Genomic DNA, 23,217 nt, shown 5'->3' with positions numbered 1-23,217 from the left:
TCCAGAGTTTGGCGCACCAAATAATCATGCGCGGGTCCATTCCGCGCAGCCGCCGGTCGAGAACGCCTTGTCGGTCGGCTCGATGGTGACGGTGGCGGGGCCGGTCGGCATGCCCGAGGTGATGACGTCGTCGAGGCTGGCGGCGGTGCTGCTCATCCGGGCCCAGAAGCACATGGAGAAGCCGGACGTCGGGCCGGTGGTGCGGTAGGTGCCCGGCTGGATGTCCGTGCCGACGACGAGGGTGCGGAGGGAGGCGGGGTTCACGCCGGTCCCGGCGGACGCGCCGCCGCTCGGCACGACGCCAGGCCCAGGGGTGGTCGACCCAGCGGTGGGCCCGGTGGTGGGCCCGGTGGTGGGCCCGGTGGTCGGTCCGGTGGGCTGGGTGGCGAGCGGGTCGGCGGCGGGGGTCTCAGAGGTGGAGGGGGGATCGGTGCCCTCGACGGTCACCGTCACGCCCGGCTCGGGCTCGGCGTCCGCGTCGCCGCCGGTGCCGGCCGCGCCGAGGCCCACGAAGACGCCCAGCAGGAAGCCCAGCAGCGCGGCGAGCCCGGACACCAGCAGGATGATCGGCGGGCTGCTGGTCGCGCGCGGGTAGTCGGGTAAGTATCCGGGGGGAGGCGGCGGCCCGTACGTCACGGGTCCCAGCGTCCCACCCCTGTCAACGGTGCAGGTAGTCGACGAGCGACGCCTTCTCCGTCTCCAGCTCCTCGATGGCGCTCTTGACCACGTCGCCGATGCTGACGATGCCGGCCAGGCGGCCGTTCTCGACGACCGGCATGTGACGGAAACGCTGCTCGGTCATGATCTGCCGCAGCGCCTCGACGTTCTCACCGGGCCCGACGGTCTGCACGTCGGTGGTCATGATGGCGGAGACCGGCTCCTCCAGCACGCCCGCGCCGCGCTCGTTCAGGTGGCGCACCACGTCGCGCTCGGAGGCGATGCCCTCGATGGTGAAGCCGTCGGTGGAGACCACCACCGCTCCGATGTTGTGCGCGGCGAGCTGCGCGAGCAGCGCCCGGACGGACGCCGACGGGGGCATGGTCGTCACCCGGCTGCCTTTGACGCGCAGGATCGTCCCGATGAGCATGTGGCATCACCTCTGCCTCGGTGTTCCTTCTCCTGCCCCAAGGCAAACAAGCCGGTGGGGAGCCCGTCAACCCGTCCCGTAGGCTGCTTGCCGGACCCGCTCCATTACCTGTACCGATTCATCACTTGACCAGGGACACAGTGAGATGACCGAGCCGCTGAACATCGGAAGCCATGACCTGCCCGTCACCGACGAACTTGCCGCCTTCATGCGGACGGGCTGGGCGGACACCCGGCGCACCGACGTGACGGCGCTGCCGATCGCGCCCTGGGCGGCCAAGCGCCGCGCCGCGCTCGCCTCCCGCTTCCCCGGCGAGCGGCTGGTGATCCCGGCGGGCACGCTGAAGGTGCGCAGCAACGACGCCGACTTCCGGTTCCGTCCGCACAGCGCGTACGCGTACCTGACCGGCGCCGGCGAGCCCGACGACGTGCTGGTGATCGAGCCGTCCGGCGAGAGCGTGCTCTACCTGCGTCCGCGCTCGCCGCGCGGCGAGGGCCAGGAGTTCTACCGCGACCGCCGCTACGGCGAGTTCTGGGCCGGTCGCCGCCCCGACCTGGCCGAGGCCGCCGAGCTCTACCAGGTGGAGTGCGCCCACATCCGCGACCTCGACCTCGGCCGCGACCTCGACCGGCCGGCCCGGGTGCTGCGCGGCGTGGACCCGTCGGTGGACGCCCGCGCGCCGCGCGGCGGCGGCGACGCCGAGCTGGAGACGTTCCTGTCGGAGATGCGGCTGGTCAAGGACGAGTGGGAGCTCGGCGAGCTGCAGCACGCTGTGGACGCGACCGCGCGCGGCTTCGAGGACGTCGTGCGGGCCCTGCCCCAGGCGCTGGCCCACCCGCGCGGCGAGCGTTACCTGGAGGGCGTGTTCGGGCTGCGGGCCCGCCTCGAGGGCAACGCGATCGGCTACGAGAGCATCGTCGCCTCCGGCGCGCACGCCTGCGTGCTGCACTGGATCCGCAACGACGGCCGGCTCGACAGGAACGACCTGCTGCTGCTGGACGCGGGCGTCGAGAGCGACACCCTCTACACGGCCGACGTGACCCGCACCTTCCCCCTGTCCGGGAGCTTCACGCCGGCGCAGCGGCAGGCGTACGAGCTGGTGTACGAGGCCCAGAGCGCGGCCATCGCCACGCTGCGCCCCGGCGCCCGTTTCCGCGAGTTCCACCTCGCGGCCATGCGGGTGATCACCGACGGGCTGCGCGACTGGGGGCTGCTGAAGGGCTCGACCGACGAGCTGATGGAGACCGGCCTCTACCGCCGCTACACGCTGTGCAGCAGCGGCCACATGCTCGGCCTGGACGTGCACGACTGCGCCCGCGCCCGCAGCGAGGTCTACCTGGACGGCGTCCTGGAGGAGGGCCACGTGCTGACCGTCGAGCCGGGCCTGTACTTCCAGCCGGACGACCTGACGCTGCCCGAGGAGCTGCGCGGCATGGGCATCCGCATCGAGGACGACCTCACCGTCACCGCCGACGGGGCCGTGCTCATGTCGGCCGCGCTCCCCCGCCACCCCGACGAGATCGAGTCGTGGATGAGCGGCCTGGCGTAACGAAGCGGCCACGTTTCCGCCGGTGCTGACAAGGCACGGCCGGCGCCTCATCGCTTTCCCGCAAATTCTGAACGAAGCGTCGACTACTGGACAACCCGTCAGTAGGGTGGCTGATCCGTAGGCGGCGGAGGTGGTCAGCGCATGGCCGTGCCCGGATCGGCGTCCGGATCCGCGTCCGGATTCGTGGGGCGCAAGGCCCGCTCGATGCTCGGGCAGGTCGGCGATCTGTTCGTCATCGCCCTGGAGGGCCTGCGGCGCAGCTGGGACGTCAAGAGCTGGTGGTGGGAGTTCGTCGACCAGTGCTGGTTCCTCGCCCGCGTCACCAGCGTCCCGGTGCTGCTGGTCTCCCTGCCGCTCGGCGCGACCGTGGCCCTCCAGGTGGGCGAGCTGGCCTGGCAGCTCGGCGCCGGCTCGGCCACCGGGAGCGCGGTGTTCGTCGGCCTCATCCGCGAGGTGGCGCCGCTGGCCAGCGCGCTGCTGATCGCCGGGGCCGGCGGCAGCGCCATGACCTCCGACATCGGCGCCCGGCACATCCGCGACGAGCTGTCGGCCATGGAGGTCATGTCCGTCAACCCGATCCACCGCCTGGTCACGCCGCGCATGTGGGCGGCCAGCACGATCGCGGTGTGCCTGTGCCCGCTGGTCATCCTGGCGGGCGCGAGCGGCGGCTACTTCTTCAACGTGGTGGTGCAGGGCGTCACGCCCGGCGCGTACTTCGACGGGGCGCTGTCCCTGGTGGTCTCCTCCGACCTGTACGTCACGCTGTTCAAGGCGTGGATCTTCGGCTTCATCGCCGCCGCCGTGGCCTGCTACAAGGGCATGACCTGCGCGACCAGCCCGGTCGGCGTGGGGCGGGCGGTCAACCAGGCGACCGTGGTCACGTTCATGCTGGTGTTCGCGTTCAACTACGTGATCTCGGCGGTGTACTTCCTCGCCTATCCCCCGAGGTCCCTGTGATGGTGTCGCGGACCGCGGGTCTGCGGCTCGCCCACCGGGGGCGGGACCTCGCCGAACGGTTCGCCGGGCTGGCGGACTGGCCGCTGTTCGTGGGGAAGGTGCTCTTCTACTGCGTGCGCGACGTCGTCCTGCGGCTGCGTTACTTCAAGGTCGTCATCCGGCAGGTCAGCGACGTCGTGGTGGGGGTCGGGGCGACCGTCATCGGCGGCGGCATGGTGTTCGTGGTGTTCACCATGGCGTTCGTCGTGGGCGCGACCGTCGGCCTGCAGGGCTACCAGGGGCTGCAGGCGATCGGCGCGGAGTCGTTCATGGGGCTGGTCGGCAGCTTCGCGAACGTCCGCGAGATCACCCCCATCATCGCCGCGACGGCGCTCGCGGCGCAGGTCGGCTCGTCGTTCACGGCCGAGCTCGGCGCGATGCGGATCTCGGAGGAGATCGACGCGCTGGAGGTGATGGGCATCAACGCCTTCACCTATCTCATCTGCACCCGCGTGGTGGCGGCGCTGCTGGCGCTCGTGCCGATCTATCTGATCGCGTTGTTCGCCAGCTTCTTCGCCACCCGGCTCATGTGCACGGCGCTGTTCGGGCTGGCGCCCGGCGTCTACGACTACTACTTCTATCTGTACCTGCCGGTCAGCGACATCCTGTTCAGCGTCGCCAAGGTCGGCGTGTTCGCCTTCGCGGTCATCGTGATCCACTGCTACCACGGCTACCACGCCACGGGCGGGCCGGTGGGCGTGGGGGTGGCGGCGGGCCGTGCCATCCGCCAGTCGATCGTCACGATCGTGCTGCTCAACCTGCTGCTGTCGTACCTGTTCTGGGGCGGCGGCAACATACCGCTGACGGGGTGAGCCGGTGGCCCGATTCGAACTTCCCCTCGCCGCCCGGGTGGGCATCGCCTTCGCCGTGCTCGCCGTGCTGGCCGCGACGGGGGTCGTCGTGGTGCGCACGGCCACCGAGGCGGCCGGGACGCGGATCGACGCGGTGTTCGCCCGCGCCGGGCAGGGCCTGGACACCAACTCGCCGGTCAAGATCCGCGGCATCACGGTGGGCGACGTGACCGGCGTCTCCCTCGACGCCAAGGGCCGCGCCGTGGTCACCATGCACGTGCGGCCGGAGGTGCGGGTGCCGGCCTCCGCGTCCGCCTCCGTCGAGCCCAGCTCGGTGTTCGGCCCCAAGTACGTCGCCCTCGTCCCCGGCCCGGACGAGGCCACCGGCCCCTTCCTCGCCTCCGGCGCGGTCATCACGAACACCACGGGACCGCTCGACCTGTCCGACACGCTCGGCGCCGCCTACCGCGGCCTCGACGCGATCGACCCGCGCGAGGTCACCGTCATCGTCCACACCCTGGCCCGCGGCCTCGACGGCGAGGGCGGCAACCTGCGCGAGCTGATCGGCGACGCCGGCACCCTCGTCGGCGTCGCCCACCGCCGGCGCGACCTCGCCCGGCGGTTCCTGCACGACACCGCCGCGCTCGGCACGGCCCTGTCGGACAAGGGCGACGAGCTGGTCTCGATCTCCTCCGACGTCAACGTCATCACCCCCGACCTGCTGAGACGCGCCGACAAGGTACGCGCCCTGCTGGAGGAGACGACCTCGATCGCCGAGCAGGGCGCGCACGGCCTGCGCGCGCACCGCCAGGACCTGCGGGCCGGGGTGCACTCCGCCGAGCGGGTGGCCGCGCTCATCTACGCCCAGCTCGGCCTGGCCGGCGACGGCGTACGCGGGCTCAACCGGCTGCTCGACCTGCTCAACGAGCTCGTCGAGGCCCCCGGCCCTGGCGGCAGGAACCAGCTCCAGGTGGAGGCGTTCGTGGAGACCGACGTCTGCGAGCTGTTCGTCGGGGCCTGCGGCCCGACCGACGGGAGGCGCTGAGATGGGCGTCTCCGCCGAACGGGCCCGCCGCCGCTGGACGTTCCTGCGCTTGGCGTTGTTCCTCGGGCTGACCGTGACGTTGATCGTGGTGATCGGCGTGCAGATCGCCCGGGTCGGCGGCGGTGGCGGCTACCGCGTCGTGGCCGCGTTCGACGACGTGTCCGGGCTGGCCGAGGGCGACCAGGTGAAGATCGCCGGCGCGCCGGTGGGCCGGGTCGAGGACATCAGGGTCGTGGACGGCCGCGCCGAGGTCACGATGGAGGTGCAGGACGCGATCAGGGTGCCGGCCGACACCGAGGCGGCGATCCGCTGGCGCAACGCGATCGGCCAGCGCGTGGTCTACCTGCTGCCCGGCACCGCGCCCGGCCGGTTGCCGCCCGGCGGCCGGATCGCGCGCACCTCGTCCGTCGTGGACGTCGGGCAGCTCGTCAGCGACCTCGGCCCGCTGACCCGCAGCCTCGACGCCGACCAGATCAACCAGCTCCTGACCGCCGCCGCGGCCGCGCTCAAGGGCAACGAGCGCAACCTCCCGCGGCTGCTGGACAACGTGGACGCCATCACCACCACGGTCGCCGAACGCAGGCGGACGATCGAGGGCCTGCTCAAGGACTACGCGACCGTCAGCGACGTGGTTGCCCGCCGGGACGTGCAGATCGAGCGGCTCGTCGACAACCTCGTCACGCTGACCGAGGCGTTCGCCGCCAACCGCAGGCTCGTGGACGACTCGCTGGTGGAGCTGTCGGCCACCGTGCACACCGCCGACCAGGTGCTCGGCAGGAACGCCGGGGAGCTGGGCGCGTTCGTGGACAACCTCCAGGGGCTGACCGGCGGCGTCCGGCGACACGTGGGCCAGATCGACCGGACGGTGAACACCCTGCAGCCGGTGCTCGCGCGGGCGTACTCGACGGTGGACCGGGGCCGCTACTTCGTCACCGCCGTGCCCTGCCTGGCGCTGGGGCCGGCGCCGTGCCCGTACGGGATGCAGACGCCGCCGCCGCTCCGCAACACGCGCGTGCAGAGCGCCGACGACCTGCGCAAGCTGATGGTGGGCCGCTGATGCCGCTCAAATCCTTTCGGGACCGCAACAAGCACGCCGTCGGCCTGGTGTCGATGGTGACGCTCGGCGCGATCCTCGTCGTCACGTTCCTGGTCGGCAACCTGGGGCTGCTGGAGGGCGGATACACCGTCTCGGGCGTGTTCGCCGACTCCGGCGGGCTGCGGACCGGCAACGACGTGCGGGTGGCCGGGGTACGCGTCGGCAAGGTGACCGAGGTGCGCGCCGACTACGCCCGGGGCCAGGTCGTCGTCACCTGGCGGGTGGACGACGGCGTACGGCTCGGCCGCGCCACCCGGGCCGACATCGCCCTGTCGAACCTGCTCGGCGGCCGCTACGTCAAGCTGTCCGGCGCCGTCGCGGCCCCCTACCTGGACCAGCTCCCCGAGGCGCAGCGGCGCATCCCCCTGGACAGGACGGGCGTGCCGACGCTGGTCAACGACGCCATCAACGACGCCACCCGGCTGGTGAAGCGGCTCGACACCCACGCCGTGGACGACCTGCTGAGCGAGCTGAACAAGGTGGACCTGTCCAAGAAGGGCCGGCTGACCCGGCTGCTGCGCAACATCGGCGACCTGTCGGACACGATCAGCAAGAGCGAGCCGCAGCTCCAGCGGCTCCTCGACAACGGCAACAAGATCATGGACGTCCTGGAGAAGAAGGACAGACAGCTCGTCCGGCTCATCGACGCCATCGAGATCATGCTGCGCGAGCTGCGCAAACGGCGCAACGAGCTGCGCACCCTGCTCGGCGACGGCAGCGACCTCGTGCAGAGCACCACGCGGCTGATCAGCGAGCACGAGCGCGCGCTCGTCCAGGTGCTCGACGACAACGCGGCCATCACGACCCGGCTCAGCGGCAGCAACAAGGAGTTCAACGCGCTCCTCGCGTGGGCGGGCCCGACGTTCACGGGCCTCGCCACGATGGGCGGCCAGGGCCCGTGGCTGGAGGCCATCGCCACGGGCCTCGGTCCCATCAACCCCGAGGTGCTGGCCGCTGTGGCGAAGGACAGGGCCAAGGACAGGGCCAAGGACAGGAAGGACGACCGGTGAGGCGGCTGGCGGCGGTCCTGACGGTGTGGGCGCTGCTGGCGTCCGGGTGCTCGGTGCTGGGGGCGCAGCCGTACCGGCTGACGGCAATCTTCAGCGCCGCGCCCGCCCTGTACGAGCAGGCACGGGTCAAGGTCATGGGCCTCGACGCCGGCTACGTCGAGAGCATCCGCGTCGACGGCGACCGGGTGCGCGTGAGCCTGCTGGTGGACCGGGAGGTGCCGCTGCCGGCCGACGTCCGCGCCGTGGTCGCGCCGCAGAACACCCTGGGCGAGCGGAACGTCGTGCTCCACCCGCCGTGGCGGCCCGGCGACCGGCGGATCGCGGCCGGCGCCACGATCCCGCTGGAGCGCACCGAGCTGCCGGTGGAGATCGACGACGCGCTCGACGCGTTCACCAAGCTGACCGACGCGCTCGACTCCGACAAGCTGGGCGAGACGGCGGGCGACCTGGCCCGCAGCGTACGGGGCCGCGGCAAGACGATCAACAACGCGATCGCCGACACCGCCGAGCTGACCGGCACCCTCGCCAAGCAGGACCAGCAGCTCGTCGACCTGGCCAAGGGCCTCAACAAGATCGCCACCACGCTCAACGAACGCGAGAGCCAGGTGACCGGCGCCATCGACTCCTTCTCCGAGGCCAGTGCCATCCTCGCCGAGGAGCGGCGGCGGCTGCGCGGCTTCATCGCCGGCATGGCCGACTTCGTCCGGCGCGGCGACGTGCTCATCGAGCAGTACTCCACCCGGCTGCCGCAGGCCGCGGGGACGCTGGCCGAGCTGGTCCTGACGATGCGGGCCAACAGCGAGTCCGTCGCGCGGGCGGTCAAGGGCGCGGCCGACTTCGCCGACGTGCTCGTGGACTCCTGGGACAGGAAACACCACGTGCTGAAGATCCGGGTCGTGCTCAACGCGCTCACCAGGGCCTGGCTGCAGCCGCTGTTCGACGCGCTGAAGCTGGGGCCGGTTCCGTGCCTGCCCGGCGGGCTCAGCAACTGCCCCTTCGAGAGGAGACGGCGATGAGGGCCCGCCTGCCGGCCGCGCTGCTCGCGCTGCTCATGACCGCGTCCTGCGCGCTGCCGACGCCGGGCGCCACGACCGGCGAGCTGACGCTGCACGCCGTCTTCGACGACGTGCAGAGCCTCGTCACCGGGCACAGCGTGCAGATCGCCGACGTACGGGTCGGCACCGTCACCGGCATCCGGCTCCAGGGCTACCGGGCCAGGGTCACCATGTCGGTCCAGGCCGCGCACCGGGTGCCGCAGGGCAGCACCGCCACCGTCGCGAAGACGTCCGTGCTGGGCGAGAACTACGTGCTGCTCACCCCGCCGCCGGGCAAGGACCTGACCACCGGGCCGTACCTCGCCGACGGCGCCACCATCGCCGAGACCTCCGTCGAGCCGGACATCGAGCAGGTCACCGCCAGGGCCGGGCCGCTCATCGAGGCGCTCGGCGCGCAGGACGTCAACGCCATACTCGACGCCGCCTCGACCGCGTTCGCCGGGCAGGGCGACCAGGTCAACCGGCTCATCAGGCAGACCGCCGAGGTCACCGACGCCTACGCGGCCGCCCGTGCCGACCTCGCCACCACCATCGACGCGCTGGCCCGGCTGGGCGACGACCTGGCCGAGGGCAGCGCCGAGCTGGACCGGCTGCCCGGCACGCTCGCCGCGGCCACCTCCCGGCTCGCGCACGGCCGCCGGCACATCAAGACGACCGTGATCGCCCTGACGAAGCTGGCCAGGGAGGCCAACCTCACCGTCTACCCGCGCCACGCGGCCCGGCTGCGTACGCTGCTGCGCGAGCTCGAAGCCGTCTCGTCGTCGATGCAGCGCGGCAAGGAGGACCTCAAGAGGCTGGTGAACGAGCTCCAGGAGTTCATCGACGCGCCGCCGATCGTGGTCAACGGGCAGATGCTCACCTACCTCTGGCTGAAGGGCCTGCTGCTACCCGCCCCCAACCCCTCCTCCCCCGGCGACCCGCCCGCGGCCGAGGGGCGCGGGGACTTCCGCCTGCTGCTGGAGCCGCCGCGATGAGGCACCGCATCCACCTGAACCTCGGCTTCTTCGTGCTGCTCGGGATCGTCATGACGGTCTGGGCGTTCAGCACCGTCATCCGGCTGGACGTCATCGAGCGGCCGTACCGGGTGTCGGCCGAGTTCGTCTCCTCCCCCGGGCTGGTACGCGGGTTCGACGTGGCGTACCTGGGGGTGCGGGTCGGCAGGATCGGCGACGTGCGGCTCGCGCCCGGCCGGATCGTCGTCGGGCTCGACCTCGACCGCGACGTACGGCTGCCGAAGGGCGTGACGGCCGAGGTGCGGCGCAAGTCGGCGGTCGGGGAGCCGTACGTGGAGCTGTCGCCGCCGGCGACCGGCGTGCGCGGGCCGGTCCTCGCGGCCGGGGACACGATCCCGCTGACGAAGACGGCGGTGCCGCTCGACTACAAGCGCCTGTTCGAGGGCGTCGGCAAGCTGCTGAACGCCGTACCGCCCCGCGACGCCAGGACCATCACCCACGAGCTGGCCGTCGCGCTCGACGGGCGGGCGCCCGCGATCCGGAACATCATCGAGGACGCCCACTCGCTCACCGGGACGCTGGCCGACAACGCCGACGCGCTCGACGAGCTGGCGGTGCAGCTCACCCGGCTCACGCACACCCTGGCCGGGCGGAAGGACGCCCTCGCCTCCGGGATCGGCGACCTCAGCACGGTGACGGCCGCGCTGCGGGCCTCACGTACCGACCTGAACGCCTTCCTCGACCAGGGGCCGGGGGTGTTCGCCCAGCTCGACGCGGCCGTCAAGCGGTCACGGCCGGGGTTCTCCTGCCTGCTGACCGGGCTGGGGCTGCCGCACCGGCCGGCGTTCTCGGCCGCGACCGAACGCGACACCCACCACCTGCTCTCCATCGTGCCGACGGCGCTCACCCTGGCCGACGACATCAGCGAACGGCAGGGCGGCACCGTGTACGGGAAGGCGACGTTCATCTTCAGCGTGCCGGGCGGGCCGACCCCGGCCGAGGAGTACGCGGGGCCGCTCGGGCCGCCGTCGGTGCCCCGGGCGCGCGCCTGCCCGAAGCGGGCGGTCGCCGCCGACGTCCGCCACACCGGCGCCCCGGCCTCCCCCGACCCCGACCCCGACACCACGTGGCCGCCCAACCCTCCTTCTCCTGAACCGTCTCCCGAACCGTCGGACCAGGACGAGCTCGACCTCGGCACGCCCTCCCCCAGCGGGGCCGCCGCCCCGTCGTCCCGTACCCCGACGAACATCGTCCCGCTGATCGCCGCGATCTTCCTCGCTGTGGTGGCGAGTGGTGGCATCGTGGGCTGGACCGCGGCGGGCCGGGCGGCCCGCCGCCGTGAGGAGTCCGATTGACCCCCGAACAACACCTCGCCCCCACCCCCCGCACCGCCTCCTCCCCGGAGGAGACACCCCCTCCCCAGGAGAGGCCCTCCCCGCCGGAGCCCGAGGCGCCGCCCGCCCCACCCTCCCCCGAGTCCGAGGCGGCGCCCGCTCCCCCTTCCCCCGAAGGGACGCCCGCCGGTGACGACGGGAAGCGGCGCCGGGTCGTCCGCGCCAAGCTGGCCGGCGCGGTGGCCGCCATGCTGGTGGTGGCGCTCGCCGCCACCGCCGGTCTCCAGTGGTACGCCGCCGCCCGCGCCGACGAGGCCCGCACCGCGCTGGAGGCCGAGCGGGCGCTGCGCCTGGAGGTGTCGGGCGCGGCGAGCGCGTTCAGCACGTCCTTGCTGAGCTACGACTACCGCGACCTCCAGTCCACCCGCTCCACCCTGAGCGCCCAGGCGACAGGCGACTTCCTCACCACCTACGACACCGCGTTCGGCGGCGCGATGGCGCAGGTCATCGTCAAGCTGAAGGCCGTCGCCCAGGCCACGGTCCGAGAGGTCTACCTGGCCGACGTGGACGAGGCCACGGCGCACGCGATCGTCGTCGTCGATCAGCAGGTGAACACCTCGGAAGCGATCCGCTCGGTGAAGGATTCGCACCTTAAGATCGCTCTTGTGAAGGAGAAGGGCGTCTGGAAGGTCCGCGACGTCACCGTGCTCGGCGCCGCCTCGGACGACCAGTACGCACTCGACGACGGCAAGAACGACGGCAAGAAGAAGGACTGACGATCGGCCCTCTGGCGATGGGCGGCCACCCCGGCGAGGTGCGCGCGCCCGAACACTGGCTCACCGAGGTGGAGCGCGAACGCGCCGCGCGGTTCCGTTTCGAGGCGGACCGCGACACGTTCGTCGCCGCCCACCTGCTCGTCCGGCTCTGCGCGGCGGCCGCGCTCGACGCCGACCCGGCCGCGCTGACGCTGCTGCAAATCTGCGAGGTGCACGGCCCCGGCCACGGCAGACCGTACGTCGAGCAGGCCCCCGAGCTGGGCGTGAGCCTCAGCCACACCCGCGGGTACGTCTGCGCCGCGGCCGGCCCCGGCAAGGTCGGCGTGGACGCCGAGCGGGTGCCGCCGGGCCCGCTGGACGAGGCGCTGGCCGAACGCGTGCTCACCCCGCGCGAGCGGGCCGAGGTCACCGGCAACGACGAGCTGATGCGGCGCTGGACCCGTAAGGAGGCCCTGATCAAACGGGGCGAGCTGTCACTCGACCAGCTGGACCAGCTCGACAGCGGCGGCGACGACCTGGACGGCCGCCACCTGCTGGAGTGGACGGCCGGCCCGGACCTCAGGGTGGCGGTCGTGACGGACCTCCCGGCCCGCCGCGTGCCGATCCCGCACGTGAGCTAGCCGGAGGGGCGGCGGGTCGGGGTGGGATCGAGGAAGACCAGCCTGACGACGGGGAACTCCCGGCGCAGCCGCCGGTCCACCTCGTCGCAGGCGATCTCGACGCCGGCCGCGCTGGCCTCGTCCCTGAAGTCGATCTTGGCGGCGACCAGCACGTCGCCGGGGCCGATCATCATGGTGAGCAGCTCGACGACGTCCTCGACCTCCGGCTGGGCCAGGAGCACCGCGCGGATCCCGGTCTCCACGGAGGGCGGCGCGGCCTGCCCGATGAGCAGCGACAGGTTGGCCCTGATCAGGGTGAGCGCGGCCAGCAGCAGGAGCAGGCCGATGGCGACGGAGGCCAGGCCGTCCCACAGGGCCGACCCGGTGAGCTGGGAGCCGAGCAGCCCGCCGCCCGCGATCACCAGCCCGGCCAGCGCGGCCGCGTCCTCGAACACCACGGCCTTGAGCGCCGTGTCGGAGGTGATCCGCACCAGCCGCACCGGATGGAGCTGGTAGCGGGCCGCCTCGGCACGCAGTTGGCTGTACGCCTTGGCGAACGACAGGGACTCGATGACGAAGGAGACGGCCAGCACGATGTAGGACGGGACGAGGTTGCCGAGCTCCTCGCCGCGGCTGATCACGTGCACGCCGTGCGTCACGGAGAATCCGGCGCCGCCGACGAGCGTGGCCACCGCCGCCATCATGGCCCAGACGAACCCGGCCTTGCCGTACCCGAACGGACGACGCCGGTCGGCGGGCCGGCCCGAGCGGCGGATCGCGACCAGCAGCAGGATCTCGGTGACGGTGTCGGCGGCCGAGTGCGCGGCCTCCGACAGCATGGCCGCCGAGCCGCTGAACAGCCCGGCGATCAGCTTGGCCAGCGCGATGGCCAGGTTCGCGGCCCCGGCCACGAGCACCGTGCCGAGGCTCTCCGCCCCCTTCTCCGCCGGCCTCTCCCCCATGCCGTTCACTCTACGTACGCTAATCTTGAGATCATGAGCGCCCCTCGCTGGCTGTCATCCGCCGAACAGCGTGCCTGGCGCACGCACCTGGCGCTGCACAAGCTGCTCATGCACCGGCTCGACCGCGAGCTGCAGGAGCACGCCCTGTCGCTCAACGACTACGAGATCCTGGTCAACCTGTCGGAGAGCCAGGGCCGCCGGATGCGCATGAGCGACCTGGCCGACGCCACCATCCAGTCCCGCAGCCGCCTGTCGCACCAGATCTCCCGCATGGAGGCCAAGGGCCTGGTCAAGCGGGAGGACTGCCGTGACGACCGGCGGGGCACGTTCGCGGTGCTGACGGACGAGGGCTGGGAGACCATCCAGCGGGTGGCGCCGTTCCATGTGGCGAGCGTGCGCGAGCACTTCGTGGACCGGCTCACCGACGAGCAGCTCGAAGCGATCGAGGCGGCGTACGCGCCGCTCGTGGAGCAGCTCAAGAAGCTGCGCTGATCGCGCCCGCGCCTGGTCGCGGGCCGACATCCAACCGATATCCGCGACCGCGCGCGGCCTCCGCCACCGGTCGCTACGATCCGCTCATGCTCAGAAGACTTCTGATCGTGGCGGTTCTCGCGCTCGCGTCGGCCTGCTCGTCGGGTGGTGGCGGCGGCGAGGCCGAGCTGCCCGCCGGCCCCGACCTGATGAAGAAGGCCGCCGAGGCCATGACGGCGGTCAAGTCGGCCGCCTTCTCCATCGCCACCGAAGGCAAGCCGGAGGTGCCGCTGCAGAAGGCGGACGGCAGGCTCACCGCCGGCGGTGACGCCGACGGCACGCTCACGATCTCCATCCTGGGCAACCTCCAGGAGGTCACCTTCGCCCTCGTCGGCGACACGGTGCACTTCAAGGGCCCGACGGGCGGCTTCCAGAAGATGACCAGGCAGCAGCTCGCGCAGTTCTACGACCCGTCGGTGATCCTGGAGCCGACGAAGGGCATCGCGAAGATGCTGTCCTCGGCGACGAACCCGCAGGTCGAGGGCGTCGAGGGCGGCGCCTACCGGGTGGCGACGACGTTCCCCGCCCAGGTGGTCAAGGACATCGTGCCGGGGGTCACGCAGGACGTGAACGGCAAGGTCTGGATCGACCAGGCCACCAGCAGGCTCAGCAAGGCGAGCCTGCCGTTGCCCGGCGGCACCGTGACGGTGTCGTTCAGCGACTACGACGCGCCGGTCACGATCACGCCGCCCGCCGGATGACGGCCGTCGCCCGCCGGGTCGCGCTCGGCGCGGGGGGCGCGGTGGTGCTGCTGGCCGCGCTCGACGCGTACGTGGTGGTGACCGTCCTCATCGAGATCGCCAGGGACGTCGGCGTGCCGCTCAACCACCTGGAGCGGGCCACGCCGATCGTCACCGGGTTCCTGCTCGGCTACATCGCGGCGATGCCGCTGCTCGGGCAGCTCTCCGACCGTTACGGGCGGCGGCCGCTGATCCACGCCTGCCTGGCGGTGTTCGCGCTCGGGTCGGTGCTGACGGCGCTGGCGGCCGGCGAGACGATGGTCGTGGCCGGGCGCACCGTGCAGGGCATCGCGGGCGGGGCGCTGCTGCCGATCACGATGGCGCTCATCGGCGACCTGTGGGAGGAGCGGGAGCGGCCGGTCGCGCTCGGCGCGGTCGGCGCGGCGCAGGAGCTGGGCTCGGCGCTCGGCCCCCTCTACGGCGGTCTGCTGGCGCAGATCCCGGCGTTCGCGGTGGCGGGCGTGGAGCTGGGCGGCTGGCACGCCATCTTCTGGGTCAACGTGCCGCTGGCGGCGCTCGCGGCCGTGGCGGTCCACTTCACCGTCCCCGGCCGGCCCGCCCGCCCCGTGGAAGGCCCAGTGGAAGGCCCAGTGGAAGGCCCAGTGGAAGGCGCGGCCCGCCGGGTGGACGCGGTGGGCGGCGCGCTGCTGGCCCTCGCCCTGGCCCTGCTCGTCATCGGCCTGTACAACCCCGACCCGGCCGAGGCGTTCCTGCCGCCCTGGGGAGCCCCCCTGATCGCGGCGGGCGCGGTGGCGGCCGGAGTCTTCGTCTGGTGGGAGATCCGCTCCCCCGTACGCATCCTCGACCTGTCCGGCGTCCCCAAGGGGCCGCTGCTGGCGACGCTGGGCGTGAGTTTTCTCGCGGGGGCGGCGCTGCTGGTCACGATGGTGTTCGTGCCGTTCACCGCGCAGACGCTGCTCGACCGGGACGAGCTGGGCGCGGCGTTCGTCCTGGCCCGCTTCCTGATCGCGCTGACCGTCGGCGCGCTGCTCGGCGGGGTGCTCTCCCGCCGGCTGGGCGAGCGCGTGGTCGCGGTGGCCGGCATGGTGGTCGCCGCGGCCGGCTACGGGCTGATGAGCCGCTGGCCGCTGCGGCTGGCCGAGGCGGGCCTGGCCGTGGACGCCGCCCTGGTGGTGGCCGGGCTGGGCCTCGGCGTGGTGATCGCCCCGGTGTCGTCGGCGGTGCTGCGCGCCAGCCGGGCCGACCAGCACGGGGTGGCCTCGGCGGCGGTCGTGGTGGCCAGGATGATGGGCATGCTGGTCGGCATCGCGGCGGTGTCGGCGTGGGGGTTCCACCGGTTCCAGTCGCTCACGGCCGACCTGGACACGCCGCTCCCGTTCGGCGTGGACGCGGCGACCTACCAGCGGCAGCTCGCCGAGTACACCGGTCAGGTGCAGGCGGCGTTGCACGTGGAGTACACCGAGATGTTCCTCGTGACGGCGTTCGTCTGCCTGGCGGGCGCGGCGGCCGCCTTCCTCATGCCGCGCCGCCTCCCCGGGCGGGTCCCCGCGCCGGCCCCGGCAGCGGAGACCCGCTGACCGGGGCCGGGGCGCCGCCGGTCAGGGAGACAGGCGGTGGAGGTCGCGCGGGAAGGCGGTGGTCTCGCGGATGTTGGCCGCGCCCGTCAGCCGGGCCGTCCAGCGTTCCAGGCCCAGCGCGAACCCGCCGTGCGGCGGCATGCCGTACCTGAACGCCTGCAGATACCCCTCGTACGGCTCCACCGGCTCCCCACGGGCGGCCAGCGCCGCCGTGTAGTCCTCGTGCCGGTGCAGCCGCTGCCCGCCCGTCACCAGCTCCAGCCCGCGGAACAGCAGGTCGAAGCCGTTGGAGTAGGCGGGCCTGGCGGGGTCGGGGTGGGTGTAGAACGGCCGCTTGGTCATCGGGTAGCCGGTGACGAACAGGAACTCCGACCCGTGCTCCCGCAGCGCCCACTCCGACAGCCACCGCTCCTGCGCCGGGTCCAGGTCCGGCTCGCCTGAGGAGGTGAGCCGCTGCGCCTCGGTGAAGTGCACGGCCGGGATCTCGGCGGGCACCTCGGGCAGCGTCAGGCCGAGCAGCTCGACGGCCGGCGCAGCGCGGTCGCGCACCGACGCCAGCATGCCCGCCACGGCCTCGCGGAGCACGGCCATGACGTCCCGGTGGTCGGCCACGAAGCCCAGCTCGGCGTCCAGGCTGGTGTACTGGGCCAGGTGCCGCGCGGTGTCGTGCGGCTCGGCGCGGAAGACTGGCCCGACCTCGTAGACCCGCTCGAACACCCCCACCATCGTCTGCTTGTAGAACTGCGGCGACTGGGCCAGGTAGGCGCGCCGCCCGAAGTAGTCGATGCCGAAGACGTTCGCCCCGGACTCGGTGGCCGAGGCGACGATCTTCGGGGTGTGGATCTCGGTGAAGCCGAGCCGGTCGAGCGTCTCGCGGAACCCGGCCACGCTCGCGGCCGAGATCTCCAGCGGCGCCCTCAGCCGGGGGTGCCGGAGCGCGACCGGCGCGTGGTCGAGCACGGTCGGCAGCGCGGCGGGCACCACCGGCCGGTAGAGGTCGAACGGGGGCGGCGCGCCCGGCTCGGCCAGCACTTCGATCTCCGGCTCGGTCAGCTCGACGCCGCCGGGCGCCTGCGGCCGGGCGGTCACGGTGCCGGTGACCCGGACCACGCTCTCCTCCCCCGGCAGGCCGCTCCCGGTGACCACCTGGGCCAGGCCGGCGCGGTCGCGTACCACGAGGAAGGACACGGATTTCAGGTGCCGGCGGCGATGGACCCAGCCGGCGATCGTCACTCGTCGTCCGGTGTGCTCGGCGAGCTCAGCGGACAGAATACGAGAGATCATCACAGCTCCTCTGCAGGATGTGCGTGATCCCTTGGGAGTGCGGGGGAGAAGGGAGCTCCCGGTGCCACCGCACTTTCGCCGCCCCGCCGGAGCGGCGCGGCCTCGAAGAGGACCCGATGACGGGGGTCAGGCCGGCGGGGCATTTCCTCCCCGCACTCAGGAGTGTCTTCGCCGCAGGGCTCGGGGCCGCCTTCACAGCTTCCGGCGGCTCTCTGGACCCGAGCGGGGCCGCGGCTACTCGGCTCCCTCAACGTGTTGCCGATCACTTTACGGCCGGGCGGCCTCCGGGGCAAAAAACGGGCGGGCGCTCCCGGTCTCCGGAAGCGCCCGCGCCTGTCACTTGTCCTTCTTGGGACGCTTTTCCCTGATCTTCATGGTGACCTCGATGGGCGAGCCCGCGAAGCCGAACTCCTCGCGGATGCGCCGCTCGATGAAGCGCCGGTAGGTGTCCTCCAGCCAGCCGGAGGTGAACAGCACGAACTTCGGCGGCTCGGTCGACGCCTGCGTGGCGAAGAGGATCTTCGGCTGCTTGCCGCCCCGCACCGGCGGCGGCGTCTGCTGCACCAGCTCGGTCAGGAACGCGTTGAGCCGCGCCGTCGGCACCCGCGTGGACCACGAGTCGAGCGCCTTCTCCAGCGCCGGGACCAGCCGGTCGACGTGCCGCCCGGTCTTGGCGGAGATGTTGACCCGCAGCGCCCACGGGGTGCGGACGAGCTGCCGGTCGATCTCCTTCTCCAGGTAGTAGCGGCGGTCCTCGTCGACGAGGTCCCACTTGTTGAAGGCGACCACCATGGCCCGGCCCGACTCGATGACCAGGCCGATGATGCGCAGGTCCTGCTCGGTGAGCGGCTCGCTGGCGTCGATCAGCACGATCGCCACCTCCGAGCGCTCCAGGGCCGCGCGGGTGCGCATGGCGGCGTAGAAGTCGGCGCCCTGCAGCTCGCGGTCGCGCCTGCGGATGCCGGCGGTGTCGATGAAGCGCCAGGTGCGCCCGCCCAGCTCGACCAGCTCGTCCACCGGGTCGCGGGTGGTGCCCGCCATCGGGTCGACCAGCACCCGCTCCTCGCCGGCGAGCTTGTTGAGCAGCGAGGACTTGCCCACGTTGGGCTTGCCGAGCAGCGCGATCCTGGCCGGGCCGCGCTGGGTCTCGAACGTGACGCGCGGCGTGTCGGGCAGCGCGTCGAGCACCACGTCGAGCAGGTCGCCGCTGGAGCGGCCGTGCAGGGCCGAGACGGGGTAGGGCTCGCCGAGGCCGAGCGCCCACAGCGCGGCGGCCTCGAGTTCGAGCTGCTGGTTGTCGACCTTGTTGGCGGCCAGCACGACCGGCTTGCCGGACTGGCGCAGCACGGCGCCCACGATCTCGTCGGCGTCGGTCGCGCCCACGGTGGCGTCCACCACGAACACGATCACGTCGGCCAGCTCGACGGCGACCTGCGCCTGCTCGGCGATGCGCAGGTTCATGCCGGTGGCGTCGGGGTCCCAGCCGCCGGTGTCGACGACGGTGAAGCGGCGGCCACGCCAGTTGGCCTCGTAGGTGACGCGGTCGCGGGTCACGCCCGGCACGTCCTCGACGACCGCCTCGCGGCGGCCGATGATGCGGTTGACCAGCGTGGACTTGCCGACGTTCGGGCGTCCTACGATGGCGACGACGGGCAGCGGAGTGCTGTCGCCGTGCTCGGTGATCTCAAGGTCGTCGAGCTCTGCCTCGACCCAGTCCCCCGTTGACACGATATTTCGTCCTTTGTGTGAGTACCGCGCCTGACATGGTCATCAGGCGCGCTCCTTGACCAGCCTCAACACCTCCGCGATCACCTCGTCGAGGCTGAGCGCGGTGGTGTCGAGCTCGACGGCGCCATCCGCCATCGAGAGTGGGTCGGTCTTCCTCGTCGAGTCCAGGGTGTCACGCCTGGCCATGGCCTCCTGCTGCGCCTCGACCGTGGTGCCCGCCAGCTCGGCGGAGCGCCTGCGGGCACGCGCCTCCGCGCTCGCCGTCAGGTAGATCTTGACGGGGGCGTCGGGGCAGACGACGGAGCCGATGTCGCGGCCCTCGACGACGATGCCGCCGGCGCCGATGGCCTCCCGCTGGAGTGCGACCAGCCGCGCCCGCACCTCGGGGACGGCGGCCACGACGGAGACCGCGCTGGTCACCTCGGCCTCCCTGATCGGCCCGCCGACGTCGACGCCGTCGACGTGGATGGCGGGCGCGTCGGGGTCGGTGGCGCAGACGATGCCCGGCTCGCCGCTGCGGGCCGCGATCGCGGCCGGATCAGCGAGGTCGACGCCCTGCTGGAGCATCCACCAGGTCATCGCGCGGTACATGGCCCCGGTGTCGAGGTAGCGCAGGCCCAGCGCGCGGGCGACCCCGCGCGACACGCTCGACTTGCCCGACCCCGAAGGTCCGTCCATGGCGACGACCAGACCGGTCACGGCCTCTCCCTCTTGACGTGTGTCTCGACCTGAAGAGGCTACCGCGTCCGGCTCAGTCGGCGATCCAGCTCCCGTGGAAGCCGAGCGGGACGCGGGCGGGGAGGTGCACGGTGGCGACCGGCTCGCCGGTGAAGTCGCGGGCCGAGACGATCACGAGGTCGGCCGCTCCCCTGTCCGGGTCGTTGACGAGCGTCATCACGTAGCCGTCGTCCTCGGCCTCGCCCTCGGGAACGAAGACCGGCTCGCCGACGTACGCCCCCCGCCCGAACTGCCGGGCCTCCTGCGTGCCGCGGACCAGGTCGTGCTTGATGAGGGTGTTGTCGAACGCCTCGTCCGGCAGGTCCTCCAGCCCCGTGTCGTGCGGGCTGACGATGTCGTTCAGCTCGCGGGCGGCGGCGGTGTAGCCGTAGCGGTGGGGCAGGCCGGTGCGCCGCTCGTCGATGCGCGGGAACTCCTGCGAGCGGTCGTCCAGCCGGGTCTGGGAGACCTTGCCGGAGGCCGGGTCCACGCGCCAGCGGTCGAGGGTGGGCGCGCCGCCGGCGTCGAGCCGGGCGTCCACGAACCTCTTGGGGTAGCGGATCACGTCCACCACCACCTCGTCGCCGTCGTCGTAGGCGTTGACCGTGTGGAAGACCCAGCACGGCTCCACGTCGAACCAGCGCGTCTCGCCGCCGGCGCGGGGCAGCAGGCCGATGCGGGCGCCGTGGGCCTCGTTCCATGCGTACGGCAGCGGCGTGCCCTTCTGGGCGTGCTCCATGCTGAACGTGACCGGCAGGTCGTAGAGGACGACGTAGCGCTCGGTGAGGGCGAAGTCGTGCAGCATCGGCGCGTCGGCGATCGGGATGTTGCGCACCTGCCGCACCGTGCCGTCGGGGCCGAGGACGAGGTGCTGATGGTGGTCCCAGCCGAAGAAGTACGCCACCGCGTGCAGCTCGCCGGTGACCGGGTCGGCATGGGTGTGGGCGGCGAACCCGCCCGGCAGGCCGCCGCCGAAGTCGCAGCTGCCGATCGTCTCCAGCTCGTAGCTCAGCTCGTACGGCAGCGCGCCCGCCTCCACGGTCGCGAACGTGCGCCCGGCCAGCCCGATGACGTGCGTGTTGGGCGCGAAGTCCATGCCCGCGTGCACGGGTCCGGGCCGGACCGGCTCGCCGAGCCTGCGGGCGACGTCGGCGCTGCGGACCCAGCGGTTGCGGTACCACTCGGCGCGGCCGTCGCGCAGCCGCACCCCGTGCACCATGCCCTCGCCGAGGAACAGGTGGGAGGCGTGCGGGTCGTCGAGGCTGAGCGGGTTGGGGCCGTTGCGCAGGAATCGGCCGTTGAACACGGCCGGGATGCGGCCGGTCACCTCCAGGTCGAAGGCGGTGATCTCCTCGGTCACGGGTGCGAAGCCGTCCCTGAACGGGGTGGTGGTCATGACGCGGTCCTCTCTACGGACTCCTCGTACGGCAGTTCGCGAAACTCGCCGCCCGGCTCGTCGTCGGGCAGGTCGGGCGGCAGCAGGAAGGGGGCGAGGACGGCGGCGTACAGGGCGCGGTAGCGCCGGGCGGCCTCGGGTGCCGCGAAGAAACCGGTGATCTCCAGGCTGACGGCTCCGTGGACGGCCATCCAGAGCAGGTCGGCGATCTCCCTGGCGGTGCCGCCGCGCAGCAGCCCGTGCTCCAGGCACGCCCGTACGGCGTGGACGAGCAGCTCGAACGAGCGCCGCGCGGCCGCCACGGCCTCGGGCCCCGGGCTGAACCCGGGCACCGCGCCCTGGAACATGACCCGGTAGTAGTCGGGCTCGGCGAGCGCGTAGTCGCGGTAGGCGTCCAGCCCGGCCCGCAGCTCGGCCAAGGGATCGGCCGGCGGTTCGGAGAGGGGGCCGTCGACGGCGTCCCTCTTGCCGTGCTCGTCCTCGGGCGCGGCGTGCAGCCGCCGCTCCCCTCGCGCGTTCTTCGGCGCGGCGCGCAGCCGGCGCTCGAACCGGGCGAACCCCTCCAGCCACAGCGCCTCGACCAGCCCGTCCTTGCCGCCGAACAGCGTGTAGATGACCTTCGTGGAGCAGCCGGCCTCGCCCGCGATGCGCCGGACGGTGAGCGCGCCCGGCCCTTCGGTGACGAGCAGGTGCGTGGCGGTGTCGAGGATCGCCGTCCGGACGACGTCCTGCCCTTCTCGCTGTGCCTGCTGGTACGCGGTCGCCATACTCGGTAACGCCGTTTCTTCTCGGTAACGTTGTTACCGTCCTTTGTACGCCCTCCTCCCCCGGTTCATCAACCGCCATTCAGCGACTAAGAGGGTTTCGGCAGGTAAGTGCTCTGATGTGAGCGAAGCCCGGGTCACGGTCGTGGTGGCCAGCAAGGACAGGCTGCGAGCGCTGGCCCGCTCGCTCCCCCGGCACCCGCGTCCGGTGATCCTCGTCGACAACGGCTCCACCGACGGGACGGTGGGCTTCGTCCGCAAGCACTTCCCCGACGTACAGGTGGTCGAGGCGGGCGAGAACCTGGGGGCGCCCGCCCGCAACGTCGGCGTACGCCTGGCGGAGACGCCCTACGTGGCCTTCGCCGACGACGACTCCTGGTGGGCGCCGGGAGCGCTGGGACGGGCGGCCGACGTGCTGGACGCCCACCCCCGGCTGGCGGTCCTGGGGGCGCGCGTGCTCGTGGGCCCCGAGGAGCGGCTGGACCCGGTGTCGGAGCGGATGGCGCGCTCGCCGCTCGGCGCCGGGCCTGACCTGCCGGGGCCGAGCGTGCTGGGCTTCCTGGCGTGCGGCGCCGTGGTGCGGCGGGAGGCGTTCCTGGAGGCGGGCGGGTTCGACGACGTGATCTTCTTCTTCGGCGAGGAGGAACGGCTGGCGGTGGACCTGGCGGCGCGCGGGTGGGGCCTGGCGTACGTGGACGACGTCGTGGCCCACCGCCACCCGTCACCGTCCAGGGACCACCGGGGACGGCAGGTGCTGGCCGCGCGCAACTCCGTGCTCACGGCGGTGCTGCGCCGCCCGTGGACGGTGGTGGCCCGCAGGCTCCTCGCCGCGCTGCGCCGGGGGCCGGCGGGCTGGGAGGGGCTGCGCACCGCCGTACCCCGCCTGCCACGGGCCCTGGCCGCCCGCCGTGCCCTCCCTCCGTCCGTCGAACGCGACCGCCGCCTGCTGGAACGCGCCGGCGGCTGACTTCGGGGCACCCGCTGTTACCTCCCGCGTACGACGGGCAGCAGGCCGACATGAGTACAGCACCGAACCCGATCCAGCTCCAGAAGCACCTGAGCGGCGTGGACTACCCCGCCAGCAAGGACGACCTGGTCCGGGCCGCCCGTGACCACGGCGCGGACGACGACATCGTCAAGGCTCTGGAGGACATGCCGGACCGCGAGTACGACGGCCCCAACGCCGTCAGCCAGGCGGTCACCAAGAAGTGACCGAGCGGTGATCAGCGTGCGCGGTGGGCCGCCGACACCCGCCGCGCACCCCAC

Annotated in this window: 24 protein-coding genes; 16 read left to right on the top strand and 8 right to left on the bottom strand. The window is 72.5% G+C overall.

What is annotated here, in order from left to right:
- Positions 1-24: 24 nt before the first annotated feature.
- Together AC27IY_RS04970 and AC27IY_RS04965 are read right to left on the bottom strand one after the other, a co-directional pair.
- Positions 25-636: an Rv1352/Rv1906c domain-containing protein gene (locus tag AC27IY_RS04970; RefSeq protein WP_487177231.1), complete on the bottom strand. Its 612-nt coding sequence runs from the start codon at positions 634-636 to the stop codon at positions 25-27.
- Between the two features lie 22 nt (positions 637-658).
- Positions 659-1,087: a CBS domain-containing protein gene (locus AC27IY_RS04965; protein ID WP_364445391.1), complete on the bottom strand. Its 429-nt coding sequence runs from the start codon at positions 1,085-1,087 to the stop codon at positions 659-661.
- Between the two features lie 145 nt (positions 1,088-1,232).
- Here AC27IY_RS04965 and AC27IY_RS04960 point away from each other — a divergent pair, with 145 nt between their 5' ends.
- From AC27IY_RS04960 to AC27IY_RS04910, 11 genes are all read left to right on the top strand, one after another.
- Positions 1,233-2,636: an aminopeptidase P family protein gene (locus tag AC27IY_RS04960; protein WP_487177230.1), complete on the top strand. Its 1,404-nt coding sequence runs from the start codon at positions 1,233-1,235 to the stop codon at positions 2,634-2,636.
- Positions 2,637-2,840: 204 nt separating this feature from the next.
- Entirely contained in the window at positions 2,841-3,593 is a 753-nt protein-coding gene (locus AC27IY_RS04955) for an MlaE family ABC transporter permease (protein WP_329580065.1), read from the top strand.
- Complete coding sequence (locus AC27IY_RS04950) at positions 3,593-4,444, top strand: ABC transporter permease (protein ID WP_487177229.1); 852 nt, start codon at positions 3,593-3,595, stop codon at positions 4,442-4,444. The genes AC27IY_RS04955 and AC27IY_RS04950 overlap by 1 nt, the downstream gene beginning before the upstream one ends.
- Before the next feature lie 4 nt (positions 4,445-4,448).
- Positions 4,449-5,468, top strand: coding sequence for an MCE family protein (locus AC27IY_RS04945; RefSeq protein ID WP_487177228.1), 1,020 nt, complete (start codon positions 4,449-4,451; stop codon positions 5,466-5,468).
- A 1-nt stretch (position 5,469) separates the two neighbouring features.
- Positions 5,470-6,525 (top strand): MCE family protein, encoded by a 1,056-nt coding sequence (locus AC27IY_RS04940; RefSeq protein WP_487177227.1) that lies wholly within the window; start codon positions 5,470-5,472, stop codon positions 6,523-6,525.
- Positions 6,525-7,574: an MlaD family protein gene (locus AC27IY_RS04935; RefSeq protein WP_487177226.1), complete on the top strand. Its 1,050-nt coding sequence runs from the start codon at positions 6,525-6,527 to the stop codon at positions 7,572-7,574. Before AC27IY_RS04940 ends, AC27IY_RS04935 begins: the two co-directional genes overlap by 1 nt.
- Complete coding sequence (locus AC27IY_RS04930) at positions 7,571-8,590, top strand: MCE family protein (RefSeq protein WP_487177225.1); 1,020 nt, start codon at positions 7,571-7,573, stop codon at positions 8,588-8,590. Before AC27IY_RS04935 ends, AC27IY_RS04930 begins: the two co-directional genes overlap by 4 nt.
- Positions 8,587-9,603, top strand: a complete 1,017-nt coding sequence (locus tag AC27IY_RS04925) for an MCE family protein (RefSeq protein WP_487177224.1) — start codon at positions 8,587-8,589, stop codon at positions 9,601-9,603. The genes AC27IY_RS04930 and AC27IY_RS04925 overlap by 4 nt, the downstream gene beginning before the upstream one ends.
- Positions 9,600-10,937, top strand: a complete 1,338-nt coding sequence (locus tag AC27IY_RS04920) for an MlaD family protein (protein WP_487177223.1) — start codon at positions 9,600-9,602, stop codon at positions 10,935-10,937. The genes AC27IY_RS04925 and AC27IY_RS04920 overlap by 4 nt, the downstream gene beginning before the upstream one ends.
- Positions 10,934-11,692: a hypothetical protein gene (locus AC27IY_RS04915; RefSeq protein WP_487177222.1), complete on the top strand. Its 759-nt coding sequence runs from the start codon at positions 10,934-10,936 to the stop codon at positions 11,690-11,692. The genes AC27IY_RS04920 and AC27IY_RS04915 overlap by 4 nt, the downstream gene beginning before the upstream one ends.
- Before the next feature lie 17 nt (positions 11,693-11,709).
- On the top strand, positions 11,710-12,312 hold the full coding sequence (locus AC27IY_RS04910) for a 4'-phosphopantetheinyl transferase family protein (protein WP_487177221.1): 603 nt from the start codon (positions 11,710-11,712) through the stop codon (positions 12,310-12,312).
- Here AC27IY_RS04910 and AC27IY_RS04905 read toward each other — a convergent pair.
- A complete protein-coding gene (locus AC27IY_RS04905) occupies positions 12,309-13,253 on the bottom strand; it encodes a cation diffusion facilitator family transporter (protein ID WP_487177220.1) in 945 nt (314 codons plus the stop codon). The genes AC27IY_RS04910 and AC27IY_RS04905 overlap by 4 nt on opposite strands.
- A gap of 33 nt (positions 13,254-13,286) precedes the next feature.
- On the opposite strand from AC27IY_RS04905, the gene AC27IY_RS04900 reads away from it, so the two are divergent.
- From AC27IY_RS04900 to AC27IY_RS04890, 3 genes are all read left to right on the top strand, one after another.
- On the top strand, positions 13,287-13,745 hold the full coding sequence (locus tag AC27IY_RS04900) for a MarR family winged helix-turn-helix transcriptional regulator (protein WP_344205370.1): 459 nt from the start codon (positions 13,287-13,289) through the stop codon (positions 13,743-13,745).
- A gap of 86 nt (positions 13,746-13,831) precedes the next feature.
- Complete coding sequence (locus AC27IY_RS04895; protein WP_423452663.1) at positions 13,832-14,485, top strand: LppX_LprAFG lipoprotein; 654 nt, start codon at positions 13,832-13,834, stop codon at positions 14,483-14,485.
- The gene (locus tag AC27IY_RS04890; protein ID WP_423472260.1) at positions 14,482-16,062 is read left to right on the top strand and encodes an MFS transporter; all 1,581 of its coding nucleotides are present in this window, start codon (positions 14,482-14,484) and stop codon (positions 16,060-16,062) included. The genes AC27IY_RS04895 and AC27IY_RS04890 overlap by 4 nt, the downstream gene beginning before the upstream one ends.
- A 21-nt stretch (positions 16,063-16,083) precedes the next feature.
- Here the strand turns inward: AC27IY_RS04890 and aspS are convergent, their stop codons facing one another.
- From aspS to AC27IY_RS04865, 5 genes are all read right to left on the bottom strand, one after another.
- The gene (gene aspS / locus AC27IY_RS04885; RefSeq protein WP_487177219.1) at positions 16,084-17,346 is read right to left on the bottom strand and encodes an aspartate--tRNA(Asn) ligase; all 1,263 of its coding nucleotides are present in this window, start codon (positions 17,344-17,346) and stop codon (positions 16,084-16,086) included.
- 336 nt (positions 17,347-17,682) lie between these two features.
- Complete coding sequence (der, locus tag AC27IY_RS04880) at positions 17,683-19,074, bottom strand: ribosome biogenesis GTPase Der (protein WP_423452666.1); 1,392 nt, start codon at positions 19,072-19,074, stop codon at positions 17,683-17,685.
- 42 nt (positions 19,075-19,116) lie between these two features.
- Positions 19,117-19,773 carry a (d)CMP kinase gene (gene cmk / locus AC27IY_RS04875; protein ID WP_487177218.1) on the bottom strand — a complete coding sequence of 219 codons (657 nt, stop codon included), beginning with the start codon at positions 19,771-19,773 and terminating at the stop codon, positions 19,117-19,119.
- A gap of 52 nt (positions 19,774-19,825) precedes the next feature.
- Positions 19,826-21,187 carry a carotenoid oxygenase family protein gene (locus tag AC27IY_RS04870; RefSeq protein ID WP_487177217.1) on the bottom strand — a complete coding sequence of 454 codons (1,362 nt, stop codon included), beginning with the start codon at positions 21,185-21,187 and terminating at the stop codon, positions 19,826-19,828.
- The gene (locus AC27IY_RS04865; RefSeq protein ID WP_487177216.1) at positions 21,184-21,954 is read right to left on the bottom strand and encodes a TetR/AcrR family transcriptional regulator; all 771 of its coding nucleotides are present in this window, start codon (positions 21,952-21,954) and stop codon (positions 21,184-21,186) included. Before AC27IY_RS04865 ends, AC27IY_RS04870 begins: the two co-directional genes overlap by 4 nt.
- Positions 21,955-22,072: 118 nt before the next feature.
- Between AC27IY_RS04865 and AC27IY_RS04860 the strand changes: the two genes are divergently transcribed.
- Positions 22,073-22,918 carry a glycosyltransferase family 2 protein gene (locus AC27IY_RS04860; RefSeq protein WP_487177215.1) on the top strand — a complete coding sequence of 282 codons (846 nt, stop codon included), beginning with the start codon at positions 22,073-22,075 and terminating at the stop codon, positions 22,916-22,918.
- 50 nt (positions 22,919-22,968) lie between these two features.
- Positions 22,969-23,163, top strand: a complete 195-nt coding sequence (locus AC27IY_RS04855; RefSeq protein WP_344205355.1) for a DUF2795 domain-containing protein — start codon at positions 22,969-22,971, stop codon at positions 23,161-23,163.
- Positions 23,164-23,217 lie beyond the last annotated feature (54 nt).

It is taken from the genome of Nonomuraea sp. B208, from assembly GCF_057536035.1.
This window is presented reverse-complemented; position numbering and strand designations above follow the sequence as displayed.